Source organism: Xenophilus sp. Marseille-Q4582 (genome assembly GCF_916700565.1).
Lineage (GTDB): Bacteria > Pseudomonadota > Gammaproteobacteria > Burkholderiales > Burkholderiaceae_C > Xenophilus.
Genome location: NZ_CAKAKO010000006.1, coordinates 596125 through 619514, shown reverse-complemented (window position 1 = coordinate 619514; position 23390 = coordinate 596125). Strand labels below are relative to the sequence as shown.

Below are 23390 nucleotides of genomic sequence, written 5' to 3'. Positions count from 1 at the left end.
GGCTGGCCGGTCGGGCGCCGCAGCGCCCGGGATCAATGGAGTCGTCCGGCGCACAAAAGTTTTCAGCGGGGCCTGCCGGGGCGCTCGCGCCGGGTCAGCCCTGCAGCACGCCGCTGCTGCGCAGCGCGGCTTCCACGCCGGCCTGCAGGGATTCGGACAACGGCGTGAGCGGCAGGCGCAGCGTGCCACCGGCGCGGCCCATGCGCGAGAGCGCCCACTTGACCGGAATGGGATTGGGCTCGACGAAAAGCTGGCGATGCAGCGGCATCAGCTGGAACTGGATCTGCATCGCGCGGCGCGCATCGCCGGCCAGCGCGGCCACGCACAGCTCGTGCATGAGGCGCGGGGCCACGTTGGCCGTGACGCTGATGTTGCCCTGGCCGCCGCACAGCATGAGGGCGACGGCCGTCGGGTCGTCGCCCGAGTAGATCGCGAAGCCCTGGGGCACGTCGCGGATCAGCCACTGCGCGCGCTCGATGTTGCCCGTCGCTTCCTTGATGCCCACGATGCCGGGCACCTGGGCCAGGCGCAGCACGGTGTCGTGCGCCATGTCGGCCACGGTGCGGCCGGGCACGTTGTACAGCACCATCGGCAGGTCGCCCACCGCCTCGGCGATGGCCTTGAAATGCCGGTACTGGCCTTCCTGCGTGGGCTTGTTGTAGTAGGGCACCACCTGCAGCTGCGAACTGGCGCCCACGCCCTTGGCATAGCGGGCCAGCTCGATGGCCTCGGCCGTGGAATTGGCGCCGCAGCCGGCCATGACGGGCACGCGGCCGGCGGCCTGCTCGACGCTGACGCGGATGATCTCGCAGTGCTCCTCGACGTTGACCGTGGGCGATTCGCCCGTGGTGCCGACCACGCCCAGGCAGTCCGTGCCTTCGGCGATGTGCCAGTCGATGAGCTTGCGCAGGGCGGGGTAGTCGACGCTGCCGTCTTCGTGCATCGGCGTGACGAGCGCGACGATGCTGCCAGTCAGTTGCTCCAAGGAGGGTCTCTTTGGCTGAAAAGATGAAGCGGGCATTCTACCGACTGGGCCCGGGCGGCCGCAGCAGGTGGCGCAGGGGTGTTCCCGGGGCGGCGGCGCCGCGTGCGGCGACCAGCCGCTGCACGAAGCGCGGGGCGGGTGCCTCGAGGAAGCCGTCTTCGTAGGCCAGCACGCGCAGCCCTTCGCCGGCGGCCAGGCGCAGCAGTTCCCCGGGGGCCAGCAGGAACTCGGCGCGCGCCGGCCGGCCCACGCTTTCCTGCCCCTGGGCGAAGGTTTCGTAGATCAGCAGGCCGCCGGGCGCCACGGCGGCGGCGATGTCGGGCAGGCGGGGGCGCCAGAGGTAGTTCGTGACCAGCACGGCGTCGAAGGCGCGGCCCGCGAAGGGCCAGGGGCCGTCCTCGATGTCGGCTTCCACGATCTCGGCGCCGGCCTGGGCCAGCGGCGCGAGGCTGGCCAGCGCGGCCGGGTCGCGGTCCACGCCGGTCGGCGCAAAACCCTGCGCATGCAGCCAGTGCAGGTGGCGGCCCGGGCCGCAGGCCACGTCCAGCACCCGGCCGCCCGCCGGAATCAGGTGCGCCCAGCGCAGCAGCCAGTCGGAAGGCGGGTGCAGGGGGTGCGGCGGCCGGGCGTGCGGCAGGAGGGCGCTCATCCGAAGCAGGCCCAGATCATGTCGCTGAGCATGACCAGGAAGCCGGGCTGCAGGTACAGCGCCAGCACGCCCAGCAGCACCGCCGCGGCGCCGGCCCAGCCGGCCAGGCGCCAAGCGGCCGGCTTCCAGGCCGCGGGGGCGGCGGGCGCAGGCGGGGTGGGCGTCGTCATGGTCGGCCTGATTGTCGTGCCGTGCCGCACTCAGGCCGGCTGCGCGCTGCCGCGCGCGATCGCCCCTTCCTTGACGGGCAGGTTGACCAGCGCCGCGAAGACGCCCAGCGCGATGGCGATGTACCAGACGATGTCGTAGCTGCCCGTGCGGTCGTACAGGAAGCCGCCCAGCCACACGCCCAGGAAGGAGCCCACCTGGTGGCTCAGGAACACGAAGCCACCCAGCATCGACAAATGGGCCACGCCGAAGATCTGGGCGATGACGGCGTTGGTGGGCGGCACGGTGGACAGCCACAGCGCGCCGATCACGGCCGCGAACAGGTACACCGACAGCGGCGACAGCGGCGCGATCAGGAAGGCCGTGATGGCCACCGCGCGCCCGAGGTAGATGAAGGCCAGGATCTTGCGCTTGGCGATGCGCTGGCCCAGCGTGCCGGCGATGTAGGTGCCGACCACGTTGAACAGGCCGATCAGCGCCAGCGCGTAGCTGGCCACCTCGGGCGACAGGCCCTTGTCCTTGAGGTAGCTGGGCATGTGCACGCCGATGAACACCACCTGGAAGCCGCACACGAAGTAGCCCGCCATCAGCAGCCGGAAGCTGGGGTAGCGGAAGGCCTCGGCCACGGCCTGGCCGATGGTCTGCTCGCGCCGCACGGCGCCCGTGGTGTGGGCGGGCTCGCGCAGCCCGAAGGCCAGCGGCACGATGACCAGGGCCATCACCGCCAGCACCAGCAGGGCGGTCTGCCAGCCCATGTGCAGGATGAGCTGGCCTTCCACCGGCACCATGAAGAACTGGCCGAAGGAGCCGGCCGCGGCCGTCACGCCCATGGCCCAGGAGCGCTTGTCGGCCGGCAACTGGCGCCCGATCACGCCATAGACCACCGCGTAGGTGGTGCCGGCCTGGGCGGCGCCGATCAGCACGCCGGCGGTGAGCGTGAACAGCAGCGGCGTGGGCGACATCGCCATGCCCGCCAGCCCCAGCGCGTAGCAGGCGGCGCCGATCAGCAGCACGCGGAAGGCGCCCAGCCGGTCGGCCAGCATGCCCGCGAACACGCCGAAGATGCCCCAGGAGAGGTTCTGGATCGCGATCGCGAAGGAGAAGGTTTCGCGGGTCCAGCCCTGGGCCTGGGTGATGGGCTGCAGCCACAGGCCGAAGCCGTGGCGGATGCCCATGGACAGCGTGACGACGAGGGCGCCGCAGATCAGGACCTGGCGCATGGAAAGGGGGGTGGGCGTGTGGGGCATGGCAGCGGGAAATGTAGCCACAAGCGCGGGACCGCGCTGGCGCCGCGGGGACCGTGATTGATGACATTCCCGCGTGCCTTTGATGCCGCGGCCGCATGGGCGAGGGGCGCAAAGAGGCTGTATGCACATCCAGTGATTGCCGGGCGCCGTGACTACAATCCGCCGCCATGGCAACTTCCCCCCAGACTTCGCCCGCCTATTCGGAAGGGTCGATCCGCGTTCTCAAGGGCCTGGAGCCCGTCAAGCAGCGGCCGGGCATGTACACCCGCACCGACAACCCGCTGCACATCATCCAGGAAGTGCTGGACAACGCCGCCGACGAGGCGCTGGCCGGCCATGGCAAGAAGATCAAGGTCACGCTGCATGCCGACGGCTCGGTGAGCGTGGAAGACGACGGCCGCGGCATTCCCTTCGGCCTGCACCCCGAAGAGAAGGCGCCGGTGATCGAGCTGGTCTACACGCGCCTGCATGCGGGCGGCAAGTTCGACAAGGGCCAGGGCGGCGCCTACAGTTTCTCGGGCGGCCTGCACGGCGTGGGCGTGTCGGTCACCAATGCGCTGAGCAAGCGGCTCGAAGTGATTTCGCACCGCGAGGGGCAGGTGGCGCAACTGGCCTTCTCGGCCGGCGACGTGATCGAGCCGCTGCAGCTGCGGCCGCAGGCCGGCGGCGACCGCAAGCAGGGCACCACCGTGCGCGCCTGGCCCGATGCGAAGTACTTCGAGTCGGCCCAGCTCCCCATGCACGAGCTGGTGCACCTGCTGCGCAGCAAGGCCGTGCTGATGCCCGGCGTCACGGTCACGCTGGTCAACGAGAAGACCAAGGACCAGCAGCAGTGGCTCTACAAGGGCGGCCTGCGCGACTACCTGATGCAGACGCTGCCGGCCGACCCGGTGATTCCGCTCTTCGAGGGCGCGGGCCATGCCGACAAGAATGCCGACAACTTCGCCGAAGGCGAGGGCGCCGACTGGTGCGTGGCCTTCACCGAGGAAGGCCAGCCCGTGCGCGAGAGCTACGTCAACCTCATCCCGACCAGCGCCGGCGGCACGCACGAGAGCGGCCTGCGCGACGGCCTGTTCAATGCCGTCAAGAGCTTCATCGAACTGCACTCGCTGCTGCCCAAGGGCGTGAAGCTGCTGCCCGAGGACGTGTTCGCGCGCGCCAGCTACGTGCTCTCGGCCAAGGTGCTCGATCCGCAGTTCCAGGGCCAGATCAAGGAGCGGCTGAACTCGCGCGACGCGGTGCGGCTGGTGTCCAGCTTCGTGCGCCCGGCGCTGGAGCTGTGGCTCAACCAGCATGTGGACTACGGCAAGAAGCTGGCCGAACTCGCCATCAAGGCGGCCCAGACGCGCCAGCGCGCCGGCCAGAAGGTGGAAAAGCGCAAGGGCAGCGGCGTGGCTGTGCTGCCGGGCAAGCTCACCGACTGCGAAAGCCGCGACATCTCGCACAACGAGGTTTTCCTGGTCGAGGGCGATTCGGCCGGCGGCAGCGCCAAGATGGGCCGCGACAAGGAGTGCCAGGCCATCCTGCCGCTGCGCGGCAAGGTGCTCAACACCTGGGAGGTGGAGCGCGACCGGCTGTTCGCCAACACCGAGATCCACGACATCTCGGTCGCCATCGGCGTCGACCCGCACGGCCCCGAGGACCAGCCAGACCTTTCCGGCCTGCGCTACGGCAAGATCTGCATCCTGTCGGACGCCGACGTGGACGGCTCGCACATCCAGGTGCTGCTGCTGACGCTGTTCTTCCGCCATTTCCCCAAGCTCATCGAGGCCGGCCACGTGTATGTGGCCAGGCCGCCGCTGTTCCGCGTCGATGCACCGGCGCGCGGCAAGAAACCGGCCTCCAAGGTCTATGCGCTGGACGAGGGCGAACTCACGGCGATCCTGGACAAGCTGCGCAAGGACGGCGTGGCCGAAGGCAAGTGGAGCATCAGCCGCTTCAAGGGCCTGGGCGAGATGAGCGCGGAACAATTGTGGGAAACCACGCTCAATCCGGACACCCGCCGCCTGCTGCAGGTGCGCCTGGGCCGGCTGGACTTCACCGGCACGCAGGGCGAGATCACCAAGCTCATGGGCAAGGGCGAAGCCGCCGCGCGGCGCGAGCTGATGGAACTGCGCGCCGATGACGTGGAGGTGGATGTTTGACCGCCCGGGCGCGCACGCGCGCCCGGGCACCCGCCCCCCTCGAGACATGACCCTGGCCCGATCCGCCGCCCGCCTGTTGCGTTCGTTCTGCCTGCCGTTGCTGCTTGCTGCGGGCGGCTGGGCGCATGCCGACATCTACGGTTACGTGGACGAGCGCGGCACGGCGCATTTCGCGGCCGAGAAGCTGGACGCGCGCTACCAGCTCTTCTTCAAGGAAGGACAGCGCTTCGACACCGCCGAGGGCCTGGGCCGCGCGCCCGCGCTGGGCGAGCCGGGCGCACGCGCGGCATCGCTGATCGCGCTGTTCGAGAAGGCGCCCAGCTGGCGCACGGCCAGCCCGGCGCTGAAATCCGCGGCCGCGCGGCACGACCTCGACGTCGAGCTGCTGCAGGCGCTGGTGGCGGCCGAATCGGGCTTCAACACGCAGGCCATTTCACCCAAGGGCGCCATCGGCCTCATGCAGCTGATGCCGGCCACCGCCGAACGCTATGGCGTGCGCGGCGACGCCAGGCGGACGGTGCAGGCCAAGCTGCACGACCCGCAGATCAACATCGCCGCCGGCAGCCGCTACCTGCGCGACCTGATCGCGATGTTCGACGGCAGCCTGGAGCTGGCGCTGGCCGCCTACAACGCGGGCGAAGGCGCCGTGCAGCGCGCGGGCAACCGCATCCCCAATTACCGGGAAACGCAGAACTACGTGAAGACCGTGCTGGCGCTGTATGCGCACCTCAAGCCCGCCGCGGGCACGCGGGTGGCCCAGGCCGCCGGCGCGCCGCGTGGCGCCGCCCCGGTGAGCGGCGGCGGGCGAATGCCCTCGCGCGTGCGCATGGAACTGCCCGCCGCGCGCGTGGATGCCGACGCGCCGCCGGCCGACTGAAGCCCCCAGAAGAAGAAACCGGCGCGTACCTGCCGCGCCGACGAACCGAACCCCGAAGCCTCATGGACGACATTCAACCGACCCTGGACCTGCAGGAACCCGAAGACCCGAACGCGCTGACGCTGGCCGACTACGCGCAGACCGCCTACCTCGAGTACGCGCTCTCCGTGGTCAAGGGCCGCGCGCTGCCCGACGTGTGCGACGGCCAGAAGCCGGTGCAGCGCCGCATCCTCTACTCGATGGAGCGCATGGGCCTGGGCTACGGCGGCGCCAACGGCACCGTGGGCGCCAAGCCGGTGAAGAGCGCGCGCGTAGTCGGCGATGTGCTGGGCCGCTTCCATCCGCACGGCGACCAGGCCGCGTACGACGCGCTGGTGCGCATGGCGCAGGACTTCTCGCAGCGCTATCCGCTGATCGACGGCCAGGGCAACTTTGGCAGCCGCGACGGCGACGGCGCTGCTGCCATGCGCTACACCGAGGCGCGGCTGGCGCGCATCACGCAGCTGCTGCTGTCGGAGATCGACGAGGGCACGGTGGATTTCGTGCCCAACTACGACGGCTCCACCGACGAGCCGCGCCAGCTGCCCGCGCGCCTGCCTTTCGTGCTGCTCAACGGTGCGAGCGGCATCGCCGTGGGCCTGGCGACCGAGATCCCGAGCCACAACCTGCGCGAGATCGCGGATGCCTGTGTGTCGCTCATCAAGAGCAACGGCAAGCTCAGCGACGAAGAGCTGTTCGCGCTGGTGCCCGGCCCCGACTACCCGGGCGGCGCGCAGATCATCAGCAGCCCGAACGACATCGCCGAGGCCTACCGCACGGGCCGCGGCTCGCTGAAGGTGCGCGCGCGCTGGAAGGTGGAAGAGCTGGCGCGCGGCCAGTGGCAGATCGTGGTCAACGAGCTGCCGCCGGGCGTGAGCAGCCAGAAGGTGCTCGAAGAGATCGAGGAGCTGACCAACCCCAAGGTCAAGGCCGGCAAGAAGGCCCTGACCACCGAACAGCAGCAGGTCAAGGCCGCGCTGCTGGCGGTGCTGGACGGCGTGCGCGACGAGTCGAGCAAGGATGCGCCGGTGCGCCTCGTGTTCGAGCCCAAGACCTCGCGCATCCCGCAGGACGAATTCATCGCCACGCTGCTGTCGCAGACCTCGCTGGAGACTTCCGCGCCCATCAACCTGACGATGGTGGGCATCGACGGCAAGCCGGTGCAGAAGTCGCTGCGCCAGATGCTGCTGGAATGGATCGCCTTCCGCGAGCAGACGGTGCAGCGCCGCTCGCAGCACCGCCTGGACAAGGTCGACGACCGCATCCACATCCTCGAAGGCCGGCAGCTGGTGCTGCTGAACATCGACGAGGTGATCGCCATCATCCGCGCCGCCGAAGACCCGAAGGCGGCGCTGATCGCGCGCTTCAACCTCAGCGACCGGCAGGCCGAGGACATCCTCGAGATCCGGCTGCGCCAGCTGGCACGGCTGGAAGCGATCAAGATCGAGCAGGAGCTGGCCAAGCTGCGCGACGAGAAGAAGAAGCTCGAGGAGATCCTGGGCAACCCGGCCGCGCTGCGCCGCCTGCTGGTCAAGGAAATCGAATCGGACGCCAAGACCTTCGAGGACCCGCGCCGCACGCTGATCCAGGCCGACAAGCGCGCCGTGGCCGAGGTGAAGGTGGTCGACGAGCCGGTCACCGTGATCGTCTCCCAGAAGGGCTGGGTGCGGGCACAGAAGGGCTGGAACCCCGAGAAGGCCGAGTACGCCTTCAAGGCCGGCGATGCGCTGTATGGGACCTTCGAATGCCGCACCGTGGACACGCTGCTGGTCTTCGGCACCGCCAAGGACAAGTCGGTGCGCGTCTACACCGTGCCCGTGGCGAGCCTGCCCGGTGCGCGCGGCGATGGCCAGCCGGTCACGACCATGATCGAGCTGGAAGCCGGCACCCAGGTGGCGCATTTCTTCGCCGGCCCGCCATCGGCCCAGCTGCTGCTGGCCAGCACCGGCGGCTACGGCTTCCTGGCGAACGTCGAGCACATGGTTTCGCGCCAGAAGGGCGGCAAGGCCTTCATCGGCGTGGGCGAGGGCGAGCAGCTCACGCGGCCCTCGCTGGTGGGCGGCGCCGGCGGCGCGCAGCCGGTGCCGGCGGCCACGCATGTGTGCTGCGTCGCGACCGACCGGCAGATCCTGAGCTTCGAGCTGTCCGAACTCAAGCTGTTGCCCAAGGGCGGGCGCGGCCTCACGCTCATGGACCTGGCGCCCAAGGCCAGCCTGGCCGGCGCCGCGGCGTACACGCGCAGTGTGCGCATCGAGGGCGACTTCCGCGGCAAGCGCCGCGAGGAGCAGCTGGACATCCGTTCGTTGAACAACGCGCGTGCCGCGCGCGGGCGCAAGGGCAAGGGCGGGGCCTTCACCTTCACGCCCGACACCGTGACGCGGGTGGAATGATGGGCGGCCTCGACGTCAGCGCCATCGGCCTGCTCATCGGCATGGTGGGCGGCATCTTCAGCTTCTGGATCGGGCGCAAGCTGCGCCTCAAGCGCCTGGCCAAGCGGCAGGAAAAAGAGCGCGCCCGGCTGCTGGCCAGCGAGACGCGCCAGCAGCGCCGCGCGCGCGAGCGCCGGGAGCAGGGCAAGCGCTGAGGGCGGCCGGCGCCGCTCGGGCGGATCGTCCGATGCCGGTCGCGGCGGTCACCCGCGCGGCAGCGGTGGGCGGCTTGCGCCTGCAGCGGCCCGGCCTTGTTCCTAGAATCGGCCGCCGAACCCGCAGCATGCCGATGGCCCGTCAGAGAAAAGCAGCCGATGCCCCCGCACCTTCCGTGAGCGAGGGCACCGGCAGGCAGGCCGACCCCCTGTTCAACCTGTCGCTGGCCAAGGGGCTGGAGGTGCTGCGCGCCTTCGACGCCGCGCACCGCACCATGACGCTGGGCGAGATCGCCGAGCGCACAGGCATGAGCCGTGCCTCGGCACAGCGCACCGTGCACACGCTCTCGGTGCTCGGCTACGTGGGCAAGGACGCGGCCACGCGCCGCTTCCGGCTGCTGCCCGCGACCATGGACATCGGCTTCAACTACCTCGCCGGCCACCCGCTGGTGCAGACGGCCAGCCCCTACCTGGCCCAGCTGGCCAACACCAGCGGCGAGACGGCGCACCTGACCGAGGCGGCCGGCACCGACATGCTCTACCTCGCGCAGCGCATGACCAGCCAGTTCATCCCGGTGCTCACGCCCGTGGGCATGCGCATTCCCATGTACTGCACCAGTTCGGGCCGGGCCTGGCTCAGCTGCCTGAGCGACGACGAGGTGCGCATGCACCTGCAGGCGGCGCCGCGCCCGGCGCGCACGCCGCACACGCTCACCAGCCTGCGCGCCATCGAGGCGCGCATCGCCGCCTGCCGGCGCGTGGGCTACGCGCACAACGTCGAGGAGCTGTTCCGCGGCGACATGGGCATTGCCGCGCCCATCGTCGACAAGTCGGGCCGCCCGCGCGGCGCGGTGCATGTGTCGCCGCCCACCAGCCGCTGGACGCCTGCGGCCGCGCAGAAGACGCTGGCGCCGATGGTGATCGACTGCGCACGCGCCATCTCGGCCGCGCTGGCCCCCTGAGCGGCAGGCCCAAGGGCCTCGCGCGCACCACGATCACCCCGCATGCGCCAGGCCGGTGCGTGCGCGTCCTGGGTCATCCATGGACATATCGGTTATCGATACAAAGAGAGCTTCAAACGATAGATCGAGCCCGGCACGGGCTTTGCATGAGGGCTGGCACGTCGAGCTTCTCGATGCCCCACCCCTCAACCGGAGCCTTGCCCATGCATCCTCACTCCCTGTCCCGTCCCTCGGCCCTGCTGCGTGCGGGCGCGCTGGCGGCCCTTTCGCTGCTGGCCGGCGGCGCCGCCCTGGCGCAGGACAAGACACTGCGCATCGCCATGACGGCGGCCGACATCCCGCGCACGCTGGGCCAGCCGGACCAGGGCTTCGAGGGCAACCGCTTCACGGGCATCCCGATCTATGACGCGCTCACGCACTGGGACCTGTCCCGGTCCGATGCGCCCAGCGTGCTGATCCCGGGCCTGGCCACCAGCTGGACGGTGGACGCGAAGGACAAGACCAAGTGGGTGTTCAAGCTGCGCCCGGGCGTCAAGTTCCATGACGGCTCGGCCTTCAACGCCGATGCCGTGGTCTGGAACGTGGACAAGGTGCTCAACAAGGAGGCCGTGCATTTCGACGCCAGCCAGGTGGGCGTCACGGCCTCGCGCATGCCCACGCTCAAGAGCGCGCGCAAGATCGACGACCTGACGGTGGAGCTGAGCACCAGCGAGCCCGACGCCTTCCTGCCCATCAACCTCACGAACCTGTTCATGGCCTCGCCGGCCCACTGGCAGAAGAAGTTCGACGCGGCCGCGGGTGCTTCGCCAGCCGACAAGTCCAAGGCGGCCTGGACCGCCTTTGCGTCCGACCCGTCGGGCTCGGGGCCCTTCAAGGTCACGCGTTTCGTGGCGCGCGAACGGCTGGAGCTGGCCGCCAATACCGGTTACTGGGACGCGAAACGCACGCCCAAGATCGGCAAGGTCGTGCTGCTGCCCATGCCCGAAGCCAATGCGCGCACGGCGGCGCTGCTGGGCGGCCAGGTGGACTGGATCGAGGCGCCCGCGCCCGACGCCATGCCGCAGATCACGCAGCGCGGCTTCAAGGTCTACAGCAATGCCCAGCCGCACGTGTGGCCGTGGCAGCTGTCCTTCGCCGAAGGCTCGCCCTGGCTGGACAAGCGCGTGCGCCAGGCGGCCAACCTCTGCGTGGACCGCGCCGGCCTGAAGCAGCTGCTGGGCGGCATGATGGCCGAGCCCAAGGGCATCGTCGGCCCGGGCCACCCGTGGTGGGGCAACCCCAAGTTCGACATCAGGTACGACGTGAAGGCGGCCCAGGCGCTGATGACGCAGGCCGGCCACAGCGCGGCCAAGCCGCTCAAGGTCAAGGTGCAGATCTCGGCCTCGGGCTCCGGCCAGATGCAGCCGCTGCCCATGAACGAGTTCGTGCAGCAGTCGCTGAAAGCATGCTTCTTCGACGTGCAGTTCGACGTGATCGAATGGAACACGCTGTTCACCAACTGGCGCAAGGGGGCGAAGGATCCCTCGGCCAACGGCGCCAACGCGGTCAACATCAGCTTCGCGGCCATGGATCCGTTCTTCGCGATGGTGCGCTTCGTGAGCACCAAGACGGTCCCGCCGGTTTCCAACAACTGGGGCTACTACGGCAATGCCGAGGTGGACAAGCTGATCGCCGACGCGCGAACGGCCTTCGAGGACAAGGCGCGCGACGAGGCGCTGGCCAAGCTGCATGCGCACATCGTGGAAGACGCACCTTTCGTGCTGATCGCGCATGACGTGGGCCCGCGCGCCATGTCGGCCAAGGTCAAGAACGTGGTGCAACCGCGCAGCTGGTTCATCGACATCGCCACGATGACGATGGACTGAGCGGGCGACGCGCAGGACCGGCACTGCCCGATGAACGCGCGGGCCACTCCGCGGTGCGGTGCCGCAAGGGCGGTCGCCGCACCGCTTGGTCCCTTCGGCCCCACAGCCGGGCGTGCCCTGCGGTGTTCACCGCATCGGGCCGCCTTGCAGCCATGTTGAAGAGAGAACCCCCATGATCAAACGAGTCGGCGTGATCGGCTACGGCGCCATCGGCCAGTCGCTCATTCAGGCCTGGCAGGCGGCGCCGGTGCGCGGCCATGCGGTCGTCGGTGTGCTGGCGCGCAGCCATCAGTTGCCGGCCGCGCGTGGCGAACTGCCGCACGACGTTCAGGTGACGGCCGATCCCGAGACCTTTCTCGCCCATGCCTTCGACGTGGTGGTCGAAGTGGCAGGGCAGCCGGCGGTGCGCGAGCTCGGCAGCCGCGTGCTGCGGGGCGGGGCCGACTTGATGATCATGTCCGTCGGTGCCTTGGCCGACGCCGCGGTGGCCGACGAACTCCTGGCGGCCGCGCAGGCGGGGAACGCCCGCCTGGTGATTCCGGTCGGCGCCATCGCAGGGCTCGACGGCCTGCTGGCGCTGCGCCGGGCAGGCCTGACGCAGCTGGTGTATGCCTCGTCGAAGCCGCCTGCTTCGTGGCGCGGAACGCCTGCCGACGGGGCCTTCGAGCTGGATGCGCTGACCGAGGCCACGGTGGTCTTCGACGGCTCGGCGCGTGAAGCGGCGCTGAAGTTCCCGAAGAACGCGAACCTGGCCGCCACGGTGGCCCTGGCCGGCATGGGGCTGGACCGCACGCGCGTGGTCCTGACGGCAGATCCGCATTCCACCGAGAACGTTCAGTCCATTGAGGCGGTGAGCGATGTCTCGACCTTGAGGGTCACGGTGTCGGGGCGCAGCGAAGGCGCCAACCCCAAAAGCTCTGCCGTCACCGGCCTGAGTGTGCTTTCCGCGCTGGACAACCAGGCGCAACTGCTCGTTTTCTCATGACCGGTGGCGTGCCACTTGCTTGGTCTGCGCCCGCCCGTCCTTCGCCCGTCCACCCATGATCGCCTACCTCCTGCGCCGCATCCTCTACACCGTGCCGATCATGTTCGGCGTGGCCCTCGTGTGCTTCGCCCTGGTGCACCTGTCGCCGGGCGATCCCCTGGTGTCCATCCTGCCGCCGGATGCGTCCGCGGAGCTGCAGGCACAGTTGCGCGAGCTGTACGGCTTCAACCGCACGCTGCCCGAGCAGTTCGGCCTGTGGATCTGGCGGGCGCTGCAGGGCGACCTGGGCACCTCCATCGCCAGCAGCCGGCCCGTGCTCACCGAAGTGATGACCGCCGTGTCCAACACGCTGCGGCTGGCGGTGATCGCCACCGTCATCGGCTTCGTGCTCGGCAGCCTGTTCGGTTTCGTGGCCGGCTACTTCCGCAACTCGTGGATGGACCGCGCGGCCTCCATGCTGTCGGTGCTGGGCGTGAGCGTGCCGCACTACTGGCTGGGCATGGTGATGGTGATCGTGTTCTCGTCGCTGCTGATGTGGCTGCCCGCCACGGGCGCCGGCCCTGGGGGCTCCGACCAGTGGGCCTGGGACTGGGAGCACGTGCAGTTCATGCTGCTGCCGGCACTCACCATGTCGGTCATTCCCATGGGCATCATCGCGCGCACCGTGCGCGCGCTGGTGGCCGAGCTGCTGGAGCAGGAATTCATCACCGGCCTGCGCGCCAAGGGGCTCACGCATGTCGGCGTGTTCCGCCACGTGGTGAAGAACGCCGCGCCCACGGCCCTGGCCGTGATGGGCCTGCAGCTGGGCTACCTGCTGGGCGGCTCCATCCTCATCGAGACCGTGTTCTCGTGGCCCGGCACGGGCTTCCTGCTGAACTCGGCCATCTTCCAGCGCGACCTGCCGCTGCTGCAGGGCACGATCCTCGTGCTGGCGCTGTTCTTCGTCGTGCTCAACCTGCTGGTCGACGTCCTGCAGACCTTGCTCGATCCGCGCATCGCACGCGCTTGAAGGAGAGCCCAATGTCCGCCATCCTTTCTCCCAGCACGGCGGCCGTCGAGCCGCTGCCGGCCCAGCGTTCACGGGGCTACTGGGCCTCGGTGCTGCTGCGCTTCCGGCGCGACCCGGTGGCTGTGGGAGCCGCCTGCGTGGTGGGGCTGCTGGTGCTGCTGGCGATCTTCGGGCCGTGGATCGTGCCTGCCGATCCCTACCAGTCCTCCATGCTCCACCGCCTCAAGGCTATCGGCACCGAAGGCCATCCGCTGGGCAGCGACGAGCTGGGGCGCGACATGCTCTCGCGCCTGATCGTGGGCGCGCGGCTGTCGCTGTTCATGGGCATCACGCCGGTGCTGTGCGCCTTCGTGATCGGCGCGGCCATCGGCATCGTGGCCGGCTACGCCGGCGGCGTGACCAACACCGTGATCATGCGCACCATCGACGTGTTCTACGCCTTCCCGTCGGTGCTGCTGGCCATCGCGCTGTCGGGCACGCTGGGGGCCGGCATCCTCAACTCGCTGATCTCGCTGACGGTGGTGTTCATCCCGCAGATCGCGCGCGTGGCCGAGGCCGTGACCACGCAGGTGCGCGGGCGCGACTACGTGGAGGCGGCGCGCGCCTCGGGCGCCGGCCCCTTCACCATCGTGCGCGTGCACGTGCTGGGCAATGTGCTCGGGCCCATCTTCGTGTACGCCACCAGCCTGGTGGCGGTGTCCATGATCCTGGCCTCGGGCCTGTCCTTCCTGGGCCTGGGCGTGAAGCCGCCCGAGCCCGAGTGGGGCCTGATGCTCAACACGCTGCGCACGGCCATCTATGTGCAGCCCTGGGTGGCCGCGCTGCCGGGGCTGATGATCTTCATCACCTCGATCTCCTTCAACCTGCTCTCGGACGGCCTGCGCTCGGCCATGGACAACAAGGGATGACCCCGATGAATGCACAGACGGACGTCGGCGGCCCGGCGCAGCCCCTGCTGACCATCCAGGGCCTGCAGAAGCACTTCCCGCTCAAGAAGGACCCACTGGGCCGCGGCGGCGGCGTGGTGCGCGCCGTGGACGGCGTGGACTTCGAGGTGCTCAAGGGCGAGACCCTGGGCGTGGTGGGCGAGTCGGGCTGCGGCAAGTCCACCACCGCGCGGCTGCTGATGCAGCTGCTGGCGCCCACCGGCGGCGAAGTCATCTTCGACGGCCGCACCGTGGGCACGCGCGACCTGCCGCTCAAGGAGTTCCGCCGCCAGGTGCAGATGGTCTTCCAGGACAGCTACGCCTCGCTCAACCCGCGCCTGACCATCGAGGATTCCATCGCCTTCGGGCCGCAGGTGCATGGCGTGCCGGCGCGCGAAGCGGTGGCGCGGGCGCGCGACCTGCTGGCCCGCGTGGGGCTTGAGCCTGGCCGCTTCGCCGAGCGCTACCCGCACGAGCTCTCGGGCGGCCAGCGCCAGCGCGTGAACATCGCGCGCGCGCTGGCGCTGCAGCCGCGCATGGTGATCCTGGACGAAGCCGTCTCGGCGCTCGACAAGTCGGTGGAGGCGCAGGTCATCAACCTGCTGATGGACCTGAAGGCCGAGTTCGGCCTGACCTATGTCTTCATCAGCCACGACCTGCATGTGGTGCGCTACATCAGCGACCGCGTGATGGTGATGTACCTGGGGCAGGTGGCCGAGGTCGGTCCTTCGGACGACCTGTACGAGCAGCCCGCGCATCCGTACACGCATGCGCTGCTGTCCTCCATGCCTTCGATGGACCCGGACCACCGCACGGAAGAAGCGGCGCTGGCCGGCGACCCGCCCAACCCCATCAATCCGCCTTCGGGCTGCCGCTTCCATCCGCGCTGCCCGCAGGCCGCGCCGGTGTGCGCGCGCCAGGCGCCCGTGCTGGCGCCCACGAGCCTGCTGCATGCGGTGAGCTGCCTGATGCACGAGCCCGGCAGCGGCCACCCGCAGGCCCAGGTGCTGGTGCCGCGCGCTGCCTTGAAAGCCGCCTGATCAATCCCCCCCAGGCCAGGAGATACCGCCATGCCGAATCCCATCCCGGTGACCGAGAACGACCCGCCCATGGTGCAGGTGCGTGAGCTGCGCGTGACCTTCAGTGGCGGCCGCAAGCCCGTGCAGGCCGTCAGCGGCGTGAGCCTGACGGTGCAGCGCGGCGAGGTGGTGGCGCTGATCGGCGAATCCGGCTCCGGCAAGAGCGTGACCCTGCGCACGCTGCTGCGCCTGCACCCCGAACGGCGCACCCGCATGGAAGGCGAGGTGCGTGTGGCCGGCCGCAACCTGCTGGCCATGGGCGGGCGCGAGCTGGCCGATTTCCGCGGCAAGGTGGCGTCCATGATCTTCCAGGAGCCGCTGCTGGCGCTGGACCCGGTCTACCCGGTGGGGGCGCAGATCGTCGAATCGATCCGCCGCCACGAGCCGGGCGTGAGCAAGCAGCAGGCACATGCGCGCGCGCTGGCCCTGTTCGAACGGGTGCGCATTCCCAGCCCCGAGCGGCGCCTGCAGGCCTATCCGCACGAGATGTCGGGCGGCATGCGCCAGCGCGCCATGATCGCGCTGGCCCTGGCCTGCAACCCGCAGCTGCTGCTGGCCGATGAGCCCACCACGGCGCTGGACGCGACGGTGCAGATCCAGATCCTCTTGCTGCTGCGCGAGCTGCAGCGCGACCTGGGCCTGTCGGTGATCTTCGTGACGCACGACATCGGCGCCGCCGTCGAGGTGGCCGACCGCATCGCCGTGATGTACGCGGGCCGCATCGTGGAGGAGGGCACGGCGCGCGAGCTGATCCGCAGCCCGCGCCACCCCTACACCATCGCCTTGCTCAAGAGCCGCGCCCATGGCGCCCTGGCGCGCGGCACGCGGCTGGAAACCATCGGCGGTTCGCCGCCCGACCTGTCGGCCCTGCCGCCGGGTTGTTCCTTCGCCGATCGCTGTGCGCTGGCGGTGGACGCCTGCCGCGCGTCCCAGCCGCAGCCGGTCGAATTCGAGCCCGGCCATCGGGCACGCTGCATCCGCACGGCCGAGGCGAGCGCCACGGCGCCCACCCTGCTCGCCGCCTGAGCCCTTGCCCGTCCTCTGCCATGCCCCTGCACGACCCCGTCCACGCCTTCGTTCCCTATCCCGACGTGCCCGTCCCCCGTGCCGCGACCGGCCCGCTGGCCGAGCTGAGCTTCGGCGTGAAAGACCTCTACGACGTGGCCGGCTACCCCACGGGCGGCGGCAACCCCCTCGTGCTGGCGATGTCGGGCATCAAGACCGGCACGGCGCCGGCCGTGCAGAAGCTGCTGGACGCCGGCGCGCGCTTCGTCGGCAAGACCGTGACCGACGAGCTGGCCTTCTCGATGAACGGCAACAACGCGCATTTCGGCGCGCCCATCAACGGCGCGGCGCCGCAGCGTATCACGGGCGGCTCCTCCTCGGGCTCGGCCTCGGCCGTGTCGGCCGGCCTGTGCGACTTCGCGCTGGGCAGCGACACGGGCGGCTCGGTGCGTGCGCCGGCCAACCACTGCGGCCTGTACGGCATCCGGCCCACGCATGGGCGCATCCTCCTCGAAGGCGTGCTGGACCTGGCGCCCAGCCTGGACACCTGCGGCTGGTTCGCGCGCGACGCGCTGACTTTCGCGCAGGTGGGCGAGGTGCTGCTGGGCGAAGACAGCGCGCCCTTGCCGTCTCGCGTGCGCCTGCTGCAGCCCACCGACGTGTGGGCGCTGGCCGTGCCGGCCGCGGCCGAGGCGCTGCAGCCCGCGCTGGCGCGCGTGAGCGCCGTGCTGGACAGCGAGCTGCAGCCCACCGCCGCTGCGCTGGAGTCCTTCGAGACGATGTACTGGAACTTCCGCTACATCCAGTCGCGCGAAGCCTGGCTCACCGACGGCCCGCTGATCGAGCGCTTCGCGCCCCCTCTGGGGCCGGGCGTGGCCGAGCGCTTCGCCTGGTCCCAGGCCGTGAACGACGCGCAGGTGGCGACGGCCCGCGCCTTCCGCGGCCGCTTCCGCGCGCACCTGGCCGCGCTGCTGGGCACGGACGGCGTGCTGGTGATGCCCACCATGCCCGACATCGCGCCGCTGCGCAGCGAGAGCGAGGCGGCGCTGGAGGACTACCGCAACCGCGCGATCCAGATGCTGTGCATGGCTGGCCTGTCGGGCTTCCCGCAGATCAGCCTGCCGCTCGCCACGCGTGAGGGCGCGCCGCTCGGCCTGTCGCTGCTGGGGCCCGCGGGCAGCGACCGCTCCCTGCTGGCGCTGGCGCAGCGCCTGGATGCCTGATGCTTGCGAGTTCCACATGACCCCCTACGTGCTTTCCGCTCCTGCCGCTGCTTCCACCACTTTGTCCATCGATGGCGACCGTCTCTGGGCATCGCTGATGACCCTGGCGCGCATTGGCGCCACCGACAAGGGCGGCGTCTGCCGCTTGGCGCTCACCGACCTGGACCGCCAGGGCCGTGAACTCTTCGTGCGCTGGGCACAGGAGGCCGGCTGCCGCGTGCGCGTGGACGCCATCGGCAACCTCTTCGCGCGCCGCGAAGGCAGCGACCCCGCGCGCGCCCCCATTGCCACCGGCAGCCACATCGACACCCAGCCCACGGGCGGCAAGTTCGACGGCAACTACGGCGTGCTGGCGGGCCTGGAAGTGCTGCGCACGCTCAACGACGCGGGCATCCGCACCCAGGCGCCGCTGGAAGTCTGCGTGTGGACCAACGAGGAAGGCTCGCGCTTCGTGCCCGTGATGATGGGCTCGGGGGTGTACGCAGGCGACTTCTCGCTGGCGACGGCCCTGGCCGCGACCGACCGCGAAGGCGTGTCGGTGGCCGACGCGCTGCGCCGCATCGGTTTTGCCGGCGACGCCCCGGCCGCGGTGGCCGACGGCGCGCCGCGCTTCGGCGCCTATTTCGAGGCGCACATCGAGCAGGGCCCGGTGCTGGAAGACGCCGGCATCCCGCTGGGCGTGGTCACGGGCGCGCTGGGCCAGCGCTGGTACGACGTGACGGTGACGGGCCAGGAGGCCCATGCCGGCCCCACGCCCATGCGGCTGCGCCGCGATGCGCTGCAGGCGGCCACCGGGCTGATGAACGAGGTGGTCGCCATCGCGATGGCCGAGCAGCCGCACGCGCGCGGCACGGTGGGCTACGTGCAGGTGCATCCCAATTCGCGCAACGTGATCCCGGGCCGCGTGACCTTCACCGTGGACCTGCGCCACGGCGACGACGCGGGCCTGTCGCGCATGGACGCGCGCCTGCGCGCCGCCTGCGCCGCGCTGCAGGCCGACGGCCGCTTCGCCGTGGACCTCGTGCAGACCGTGTACTACCCGCCCGCGCATTTCGCGCCCGAGCTGGTGGCCGCGGTGCGCCAGGGGGCCGAGCGCGCGGGCCTGGCGCACCTGGACATCGTGAGCGGCGCCGGGCATGACGCGGTCTACGTGGCGCGCACCGCGCCCGCGGCCATGATCTTCGTGCCCTGCAAGGACGGCATCTCGCACAACGAGATCGAGGACGCGAAGCCCGAACACCTCGCGGCCGGCTGCAACGTGCTGCTGCACGCGATGCTGGAGCAGGCGGGCATCGCCGCCTGAGCCTGACGGTGCGCACGCTGCATCCCCAGGCGCTCACGGCCGAGGCCTTCGCGCCCTACGGCCAGGTCGTGCAGGCGCGTGCGGGCGCATCGGGCCGCGCGATCAATGCCGGCACGACCGAGCGCTTCGACCTCGTGGACGACCTGCAGCTGCACGCGGCAGGCGGACGCGCCACGCTGGCCCTCTTTCGCGCGCAGGCGCGCCGCTTTCCGCTGCCCCTGCGCGAGATGGAGCGCCACGCGCTGGGCAGCCAGAGCTTCGTGCCGCTGGGCGCCAGGCGATTCGTGCTGGCGGTGGCGCCTGCCGGCGATCCGCCCGGGGCCGGGGACCTGGCCGCCTTCCTGAGCGACGGCCTGCAGGGCGTGGTGCTTGCGCCGGGCACCTGGCACCACGCGCTGCTGGCGGTGGACGCGGGGGATTTCGTGGTCATCGAGCGCGCGGGTGCCGCCGTCGACTGCGACCTGCATGCGCTGGCCGTGCCGGCGCTGCTGGCACTGGCGCCGGGCTGATCGCCGCGTGGAGCCCCGGATGCGCCTGCTGATCATCAACCCCAACACCTCGGCGTCGGTCAGCGAACTGCTGCGCGCGCGGGTGCAGGGCCTGTGCGTGGCGCGTGCCGAGGTCGAGGTGGTCACGGCCCGTTTGGGCGCGGCCTACATCGCCAGCGAATGCAGCTTCGCCATTGCCGCCCATGCCGCGCTGGACGCCTGGGCCGCCGCCACGCATGCGCTTCCTGCGACCGTCGGGGCCGGCCAGGCCGATGCGATTCAAGCCTCGGAGCCCGATGCCGTGCTGATCGGCTGCTTCGGCGACCCGGGCCTGTTCGCGCTGCGCGAATGCAGTGCGGCGCCGGTGACCGGCCTGGCCGAGGCGGCGTTCCGGCAGGCCTCGCGGCACGGCCGCTTCGCCATCGTGACCGGCGGGGCGGCCTGGGCGCCGCTGCTGCAGCGCCATGCCCTGGCGACCGGCTTCGGCCCGCTGCTGGCCGGCGTCGTGACGGTGGCGGAAACAGGCGCCACGCTGGCGGCCGACCGGGCGCTGGCGCAGGCCGTGCTGTCCCGGGCCTGCCTGGAGGCGGCCCTGCTGCCCGGTGTGCAGAGCGTGATCGTCGGCGGGGCCGGGCTGGCGGGCATGGCCGCATGGCTGCAGCCGCAGGTCTCGCTGCCGCTGATCGACAGTGTGGATGCCGGCGTGGGCGAGGCGCTGGCCCTGGCCGCCGCCGGGCGCCCGCCGCCGCCCGCCGTGCCCCTGCCGCCGTGGCAGGGCGTGTCGGCCGAGATCGAGCGCTGGGCGCAGTCCGCGCGGCGCTGAAGCGGGAAGCGCGGGCTGGAGGCGCTGCCAGGAAGGTCCGGCGTCAATCCGGCGGTGGCGGCAGCAACTGCGCCTGCCGCGCCTGCACCGCCTCGCGCAGGAAGTCCCACACCGCCTTCATGCGCGCCACGGACTTGGCCTCGGCCGGCATCGACATCCAGAAGCTGCGCACGAAGCGCGCCTGCGCGGGCAGCACGCGCGCGAGCAGCGGGTCGGCCTCGGCCACGAAGGCCGGCAGCACGCCCAGGCCCGTGCCCGCCTGCACGGCGCGGTGCTGGGCCAGCACGCTGGTGCTGCGCAGCGCGAAGGCGTCGGGCGCGTACAGCTCGCCCAGGAACTGCAATTCCTTGGAAAAGAGCAGGTCGTCCACATAGCTGACGAAGCGGTGGCCGCGCAGGTCCTCGCGCGCGCGGATGGGCGCATGCGCCGCGAGGTAGCTGCGCGCGGCGTACAGGTGCAGGCTGTAGTCGCACAGGCGCACGCCCAGCACCGGGCCGCGCGCCGGCCGCTCCAGGGCGATGACGATGTCCGCCTCGCGCCGCGACAGGTGCACCTGGCGGGGCAGGGCCAGCAGGTCGATCACCAGCCGCGGGTGCCGCCGGCCGAAGCTGGCCAGCGCAGGCGCCAGCACGACGGTGCCGAAGCCTTCGGTGGCGCCCACGCGCACCAGGCCGGCCAGGTCCTCGTCGGCCAGCGGCACGGCACTCTGCTCCAGGGTGCGGAAGGCGCGTTCCATCGCTTCCACCTGCGGCTGCAGCCGGCGGCCGCTCTCGGTCAGGCGGTGGCCGCCGGCCTCGCGCGCGAAGAGCGGGGCGCCCAGCGACTTTTCCAGCGCCTGGATGCGCCGCGCGACCGTGGTGTGGTCCACGCCCAGGCGGCGCGCGGCGGCCACCAGCGTGCCGGCGCGCGCCAGTTCCAGGAAGTAGCGCAGGTTGTCCCAGTCCATGCGGTCTCCGTCGGCCGCAGCAGGGCGCGGCGCGATCTGCATTTTTGCAGAGCCGACGCGCACCCTTGGGCATTGCCATCGCAAATCTGCAAAGCTAGCATGCATGGATCGCGCGTCGCACCGACGACGCGGGCCATGAACCCATCCAGGAGACAAACGCGCATGGACGCCCCCACCCGAACCGCGACGAAGGTCGCCACCGTCAAGCTGCTGATCGGCGGCGAATTCGTGGAATCGAAGACCACCGAATGGCGCGACGTCGTCAACCCGGCCACGCAGGAGGTGCTGGCGCGCGTGCCCTTCGCCACGCCGGCGGAAGTGGATGCCGCGGTGGCCAGCGCGCAGCAGGCCTTCAAGACCTGGAAAAAGACGCCCATCGGCGCGCGCGCGCGCATCTTCCTGAAACTGCAGCAGCTGATCCGCGAGCACATGGGCGAGCTGGCCGCCATCCTCACGGCCGAGCAGGGCAAGACCCTGCCCGACGCCGAGGGCGACGTGTTCCGCGGCCTGGAGGTGGTGGAGCATGCCGCCGGCATCGGCAACCTGCAGCTGGGCGAGCTGGCCAACAACGTGGCCGGCGGCGTCGACACCTACACGCTGCTGCAGCCGCTGGGTGTGTGTGCGGGCATCACGCCCTTCAACTTCCCGGCCATGATTCCGCTGTGGATGTTCCCGATGGCCATTGCGACGGGCAACACCTTCGTGCTCAAGCCGTCCGAGCAGGACCCGATGGTGACCATGCGCCTCGCCGAACTGGCGCTCGAAGCCGGTGTGCCGCCCGGCGTGCTGAACGTGGTGCACGGCGGCGAGCAGGTGGTCAACGCGATCTGCGACCACAAGGATATCAAGGCGATCAGCTTCGTGGGCTCGACCAAGGTCGGCACCCATGTCTACAACCGCGCCAGCCTGGCCGGCAAGCGCGTGCAATGCATGATGGGCGCGAAGAACCACGCCATCGTGATGCCCGACGCCAACAAGGAGCAGACGCTCAACGCGCTGGCCGGCGCGGCCTTCGGCGCGGCGGGCCAGCGCTGCATGGCGGTGTCGGTGGCCGTGCTGGTGGGCGAGGCGCGCAGCTGGATCCCCGACCTGGTGGCCAAGGCCAAGACCCTGAAGGTCAGCGCCGGCACCGAGAAGGGCACCGACGTGGGCCCGCTGGTCTCCTGCGCGGCGCGTGACCGCGTCACGGGCCTGATCGAGCGCGGCGTGGCCGACGGCGCCACGCTGGAGCTGGACGGCCGCAACCCCGAGGTGCCCGGCTACGAGAAGGGCAACTTCGTGGGCCCGACGGTGTTTTCGGGCGTCAAGCCTGGAATGGCCATCTACGACCAGGAGATCTTCGGCCCCGTGCTGTGCCTGGCCGGCGCCGAGACGCTGGACGAGGCCATCGACCTGATCAACAGCAATCCGAACGGCAACGGCACCGCCATCTTCACGCAGTCGGGTGCGGCGGCGCGCAAGTTCCAGGAGGAGATCGACGTCGGCCAGGTGGGCATCAACGTGCCGATCCCGGTGCCGGTGCCGCTCTTTTCCTTCTCGGGTTCGCGCGCGTCCAAGCTGGGCGACCTGGGGCCGTACGGCAAGCAGGTGATCCTGTTCTACACCCAGACCAAGACGGTGACGGCGCGCTGGTTCGACGACAGCACCACCTCGCACGGCGTGAACACCACCATCAGCCTCAAGTGAGGCGCGCGGCGTGGCTGCTGCTGGCCTGGGCCGCGGCGCCGCTGCAGGCGGCCTGGGCCCAGGCCGGCGCCGCCTGCGTGCCGGGCGGCACGGCCGAGCAGGTGAATGCCTGCGCGCTGCGCGACTTCCAGGCCGCGGACACGCAGATCGGCATGCTCTATTCGGACGTGATGCGCGCGCTGGCCGCGCATGAGCGCCCGCAACTGCGCCGCGAGCACACCGGCTGGATGCAGCAGCGCAACGCCGGCTGCAAGCAGGCCACGCGCGCTTTCGAGCAGCAGGCCGAAGGCCCGCGCCGCTACCATGAATGCCTGACCGAAAAGACCCTGGAACGCCGGCGCGGCCTGATGCGCTGGCTGAGCCTGGACACGCCGGCCAGGGACGAATGAATGCAGCA

At 70.7% G+C, this 23390-nt stretch carries 22 protein-coding genes; 17 read left to right on the top strand and 5 right to left on the bottom strand.

Going from position 1 to position 23390, the window contains the following annotated elements; all coding sequences use genetic code 11:
• Positions 1–94: 94 nt before the first annotated feature.
• The 4 genes from dapA to LG388_RS23120 are packed head-to-tail and all read right to left on the bottom strand — an operon-like array spanning position 95 to position 3049.
• The gene (gene dapA / locus LG388_RS23135) at positions 95–1021 is read right to left on the bottom strand and encodes a 4-hydroxy-tetrahydrodipicolinate synthase (RefSeq protein WP_225784906.1); all 927 of its coding nucleotides are present in this window, start codon (positions 1019–1021) and stop codon (positions 95–97) included.
• A 1-nt stretch (position 1022) separates the two neighbouring features.
• Positions 1023–1634 (bottom strand): bifunctional 2-polyprenyl-6-hydroxyphenol methylase/3-demethylubiquinol 3-O-methyltransferase UbiG, encoded by a 612-nt coding sequence (locus tag LG388_RS23130; RefSeq protein ID WP_225784905.1) that lies wholly within the window; start codon positions 1632–1634, stop codon positions 1023–1025.
• A complete protein-coding gene (locus LG388_RS23125; RefSeq protein WP_225784904.1) occupies positions 1631–1804 on the bottom strand; it encodes a hypothetical protein in 174 nt (57 codons plus the stop codon). The genes LG388_RS23130 and LG388_RS23125 overlap by 4 nt, the downstream gene beginning before the upstream one ends.
• A 30-nt stretch (positions 1805–1834) precedes the next feature.
• On the bottom strand, positions 1835–3049 hold the full coding sequence (locus LG388_RS23120) for an MFS transporter (RefSeq protein WP_370630226.1): 1215 nt from the start codon (positions 3047–3049) through the stop codon (positions 1835–1837).
• Between the two features lie 167 nt (positions 3050–3216).
• On the opposite strand from LG388_RS23120, the gene LG388_RS23115 reads away from it, so the two are divergent.
• From LG388_RS23115 to LG388_RS23045, 15 genes are all read left to right on the top strand, one after another.
• The gene (locus LG388_RS23115; protein WP_225784902.1) at positions 3217–5193 is read left to right on the top strand and encodes a DNA topoisomerase IV subunit B; all 1977 of its coding nucleotides are present in this window, start codon (positions 3217–3219) and stop codon (positions 5191–5193) included.
• 46 nt (positions 5194–5239) lie between these two features.
• The gene (locus LG388_RS23110; protein WP_225784901.1) at positions 5240–6070 is read left to right on the top strand and encodes a lytic transglycosylase domain-containing protein; all 831 of its coding nucleotides are present in this window, start codon (positions 5240–5242) and stop codon (positions 6068–6070) included.
• 62 nt (positions 6071–6132) lie between these two features.
• Positions 6133–8499, top strand: a complete 2367-nt coding sequence (gene parC / locus LG388_RS23105) for a DNA topoisomerase IV subunit A (protein ID WP_225784900.1) — start codon at positions 6133–6135, stop codon at positions 8497–8499.
• Complete coding sequence (locus LG388_RS23100) at positions 8496–8693, top strand: hypothetical protein (RefSeq protein WP_225784899.1); 198 nt, start codon at positions 8496–8498, stop codon at positions 8691–8693. Before parC ends, LG388_RS23100 begins: the two co-directional genes overlap by 4 nt.
• Before the next feature lie 134 nt (positions 8694–8827).
• A complete protein-coding gene (locus tag LG388_RS23095; RefSeq protein WP_370630225.1) occupies positions 8828–9655 on the top strand; it encodes an IclR family transcriptional regulator in 828 nt (275 codons plus the stop codon).
• A 203-nt stretch (positions 9656–9858) separates the two neighbouring features.
• Positions 9859–11520, top strand: a complete 1662-nt coding sequence (locus LG388_RS23090; RefSeq protein WP_225784897.1) for an ABC transporter substrate-binding protein — start codon at positions 9859–9861, stop codon at positions 11518–11520.
• 190 nt (positions 11521–11710) lie between these two features.
• Entirely contained in the window at positions 11711–12505 is a 795-nt protein-coding gene (locus LG388_RS23085; RefSeq protein ID WP_255632224.1) for an aspartate dehydrogenase, read from the top strand.
• A 55-nt stretch (positions 12506–12560) separates the two neighbouring features.
• The gene (locus tag LG388_RS23080; RefSeq protein WP_225784895.1) at positions 12561–13514 is read left to right on the top strand and encodes an ABC transporter permease; all 954 of its coding nucleotides are present in this window, start codon (positions 12561–12563) and stop codon (positions 13512–13514) included.
• 11 nt (positions 13515–13525) lie between these two features.
• Positions 13526–14422, top strand: coding sequence for an ABC transporter permease (locus LG388_RS23075; RefSeq protein WP_225784894.1), 897 nt, complete (start codon positions 13526–13528; stop codon positions 14420–14422).
• A 5-nt stretch (positions 14423–14427) separates the two neighbouring features.
• A complete protein-coding gene (locus LG388_RS23070) occupies positions 14428–15480 on the top strand; it encodes an ABC transporter ATP-binding protein (RefSeq protein ID WP_225784893.1) in 1053 nt (350 codons plus the stop codon).
• Positions 15481–15510: 30 nt separating this feature from the next.
• Positions 15511–16545: an ABC transporter ATP-binding protein gene (locus tag LG388_RS23065; RefSeq protein WP_225784892.1), complete on the top strand. Its 1035-nt coding sequence runs from the start codon at positions 15511–15513 to the stop codon at positions 16543–16545.
• A 20-nt stretch (positions 16546–16565) separates the two neighbouring features.
• Positions 16566–17747, top strand: coding sequence for an amidase (locus LG388_RS23060; protein WP_225784891.1), 1182 nt, complete (start codon positions 16566–16568; stop codon positions 17745–17747).
• Positions 17748–17763: 16 nt separating this feature from the next.
• The gene (locus tag LG388_RS23055; RefSeq protein WP_225784890.1) at positions 17764–19050 is read left to right on the top strand and encodes a Zn-dependent hydrolase; all 1287 of its coding nucleotides are present in this window, start codon (positions 17764–17766) and stop codon (positions 19048–19050) included.
• A 2-nt stretch (positions 19051–19052) separates the two neighbouring features.
• A complete protein-coding gene (locus tag LG388_RS23050) occupies positions 19053–19559 on the top strand; it encodes an ureidoglycolate lyase (protein ID WP_225785178.1) in 507 nt (168 codons plus the stop codon).
• A 19-nt stretch (positions 19560–19578) separates the two neighbouring features.
• Positions 19579–20361 carry an aspartate/glutamate racemase family protein gene (locus tag LG388_RS23045; RefSeq protein WP_225784889.1) on the top strand — a complete coding sequence of 261 codons (783 nt, stop codon included), beginning with the start codon at positions 19579–19581 and terminating at the stop codon, positions 20359–20361.
• A 43-nt stretch (positions 20362–20404) separates the two neighbouring features.
• Here LG388_RS23045 and LG388_RS23040 read toward each other — a convergent pair whose 3' ends face one another.
• Positions 20405–21307: a LysR family transcriptional regulator gene (locus LG388_RS23040; protein WP_225784888.1), complete on the bottom strand. Its 903-nt coding sequence runs from the start codon at positions 21305–21307 to the stop codon at positions 20405–20407.
• 162 nt (positions 21308–21469) lie between these two features.
• Here LG388_RS23040 and LG388_RS23035 point away from each other — a divergent pair, with 162 nt between their 5' ends.
• Positions 21470–22993: a CoA-acylating methylmalonate-semialdehyde dehydrogenase gene (locus LG388_RS23035; protein ID WP_225784887.1), complete on the top strand. Its 1524-nt coding sequence runs from the start codon at positions 21470–21472 to the stop codon at positions 22991–22993.
• Positions 22990–23382 (top strand): lysozyme inhibitor LprI family protein, encoded by a 393-nt coding sequence (locus LG388_RS23030; protein ID WP_225784886.1) that lies wholly within the window; start codon positions 22990–22992, stop codon positions 23380–23382. The genes LG388_RS23035 and LG388_RS23030 overlap by 4 nt, the downstream gene beginning before the upstream one ends.
• The last annotated feature ends 8 nt before the right edge of the window (positions 23383–23390 follow it).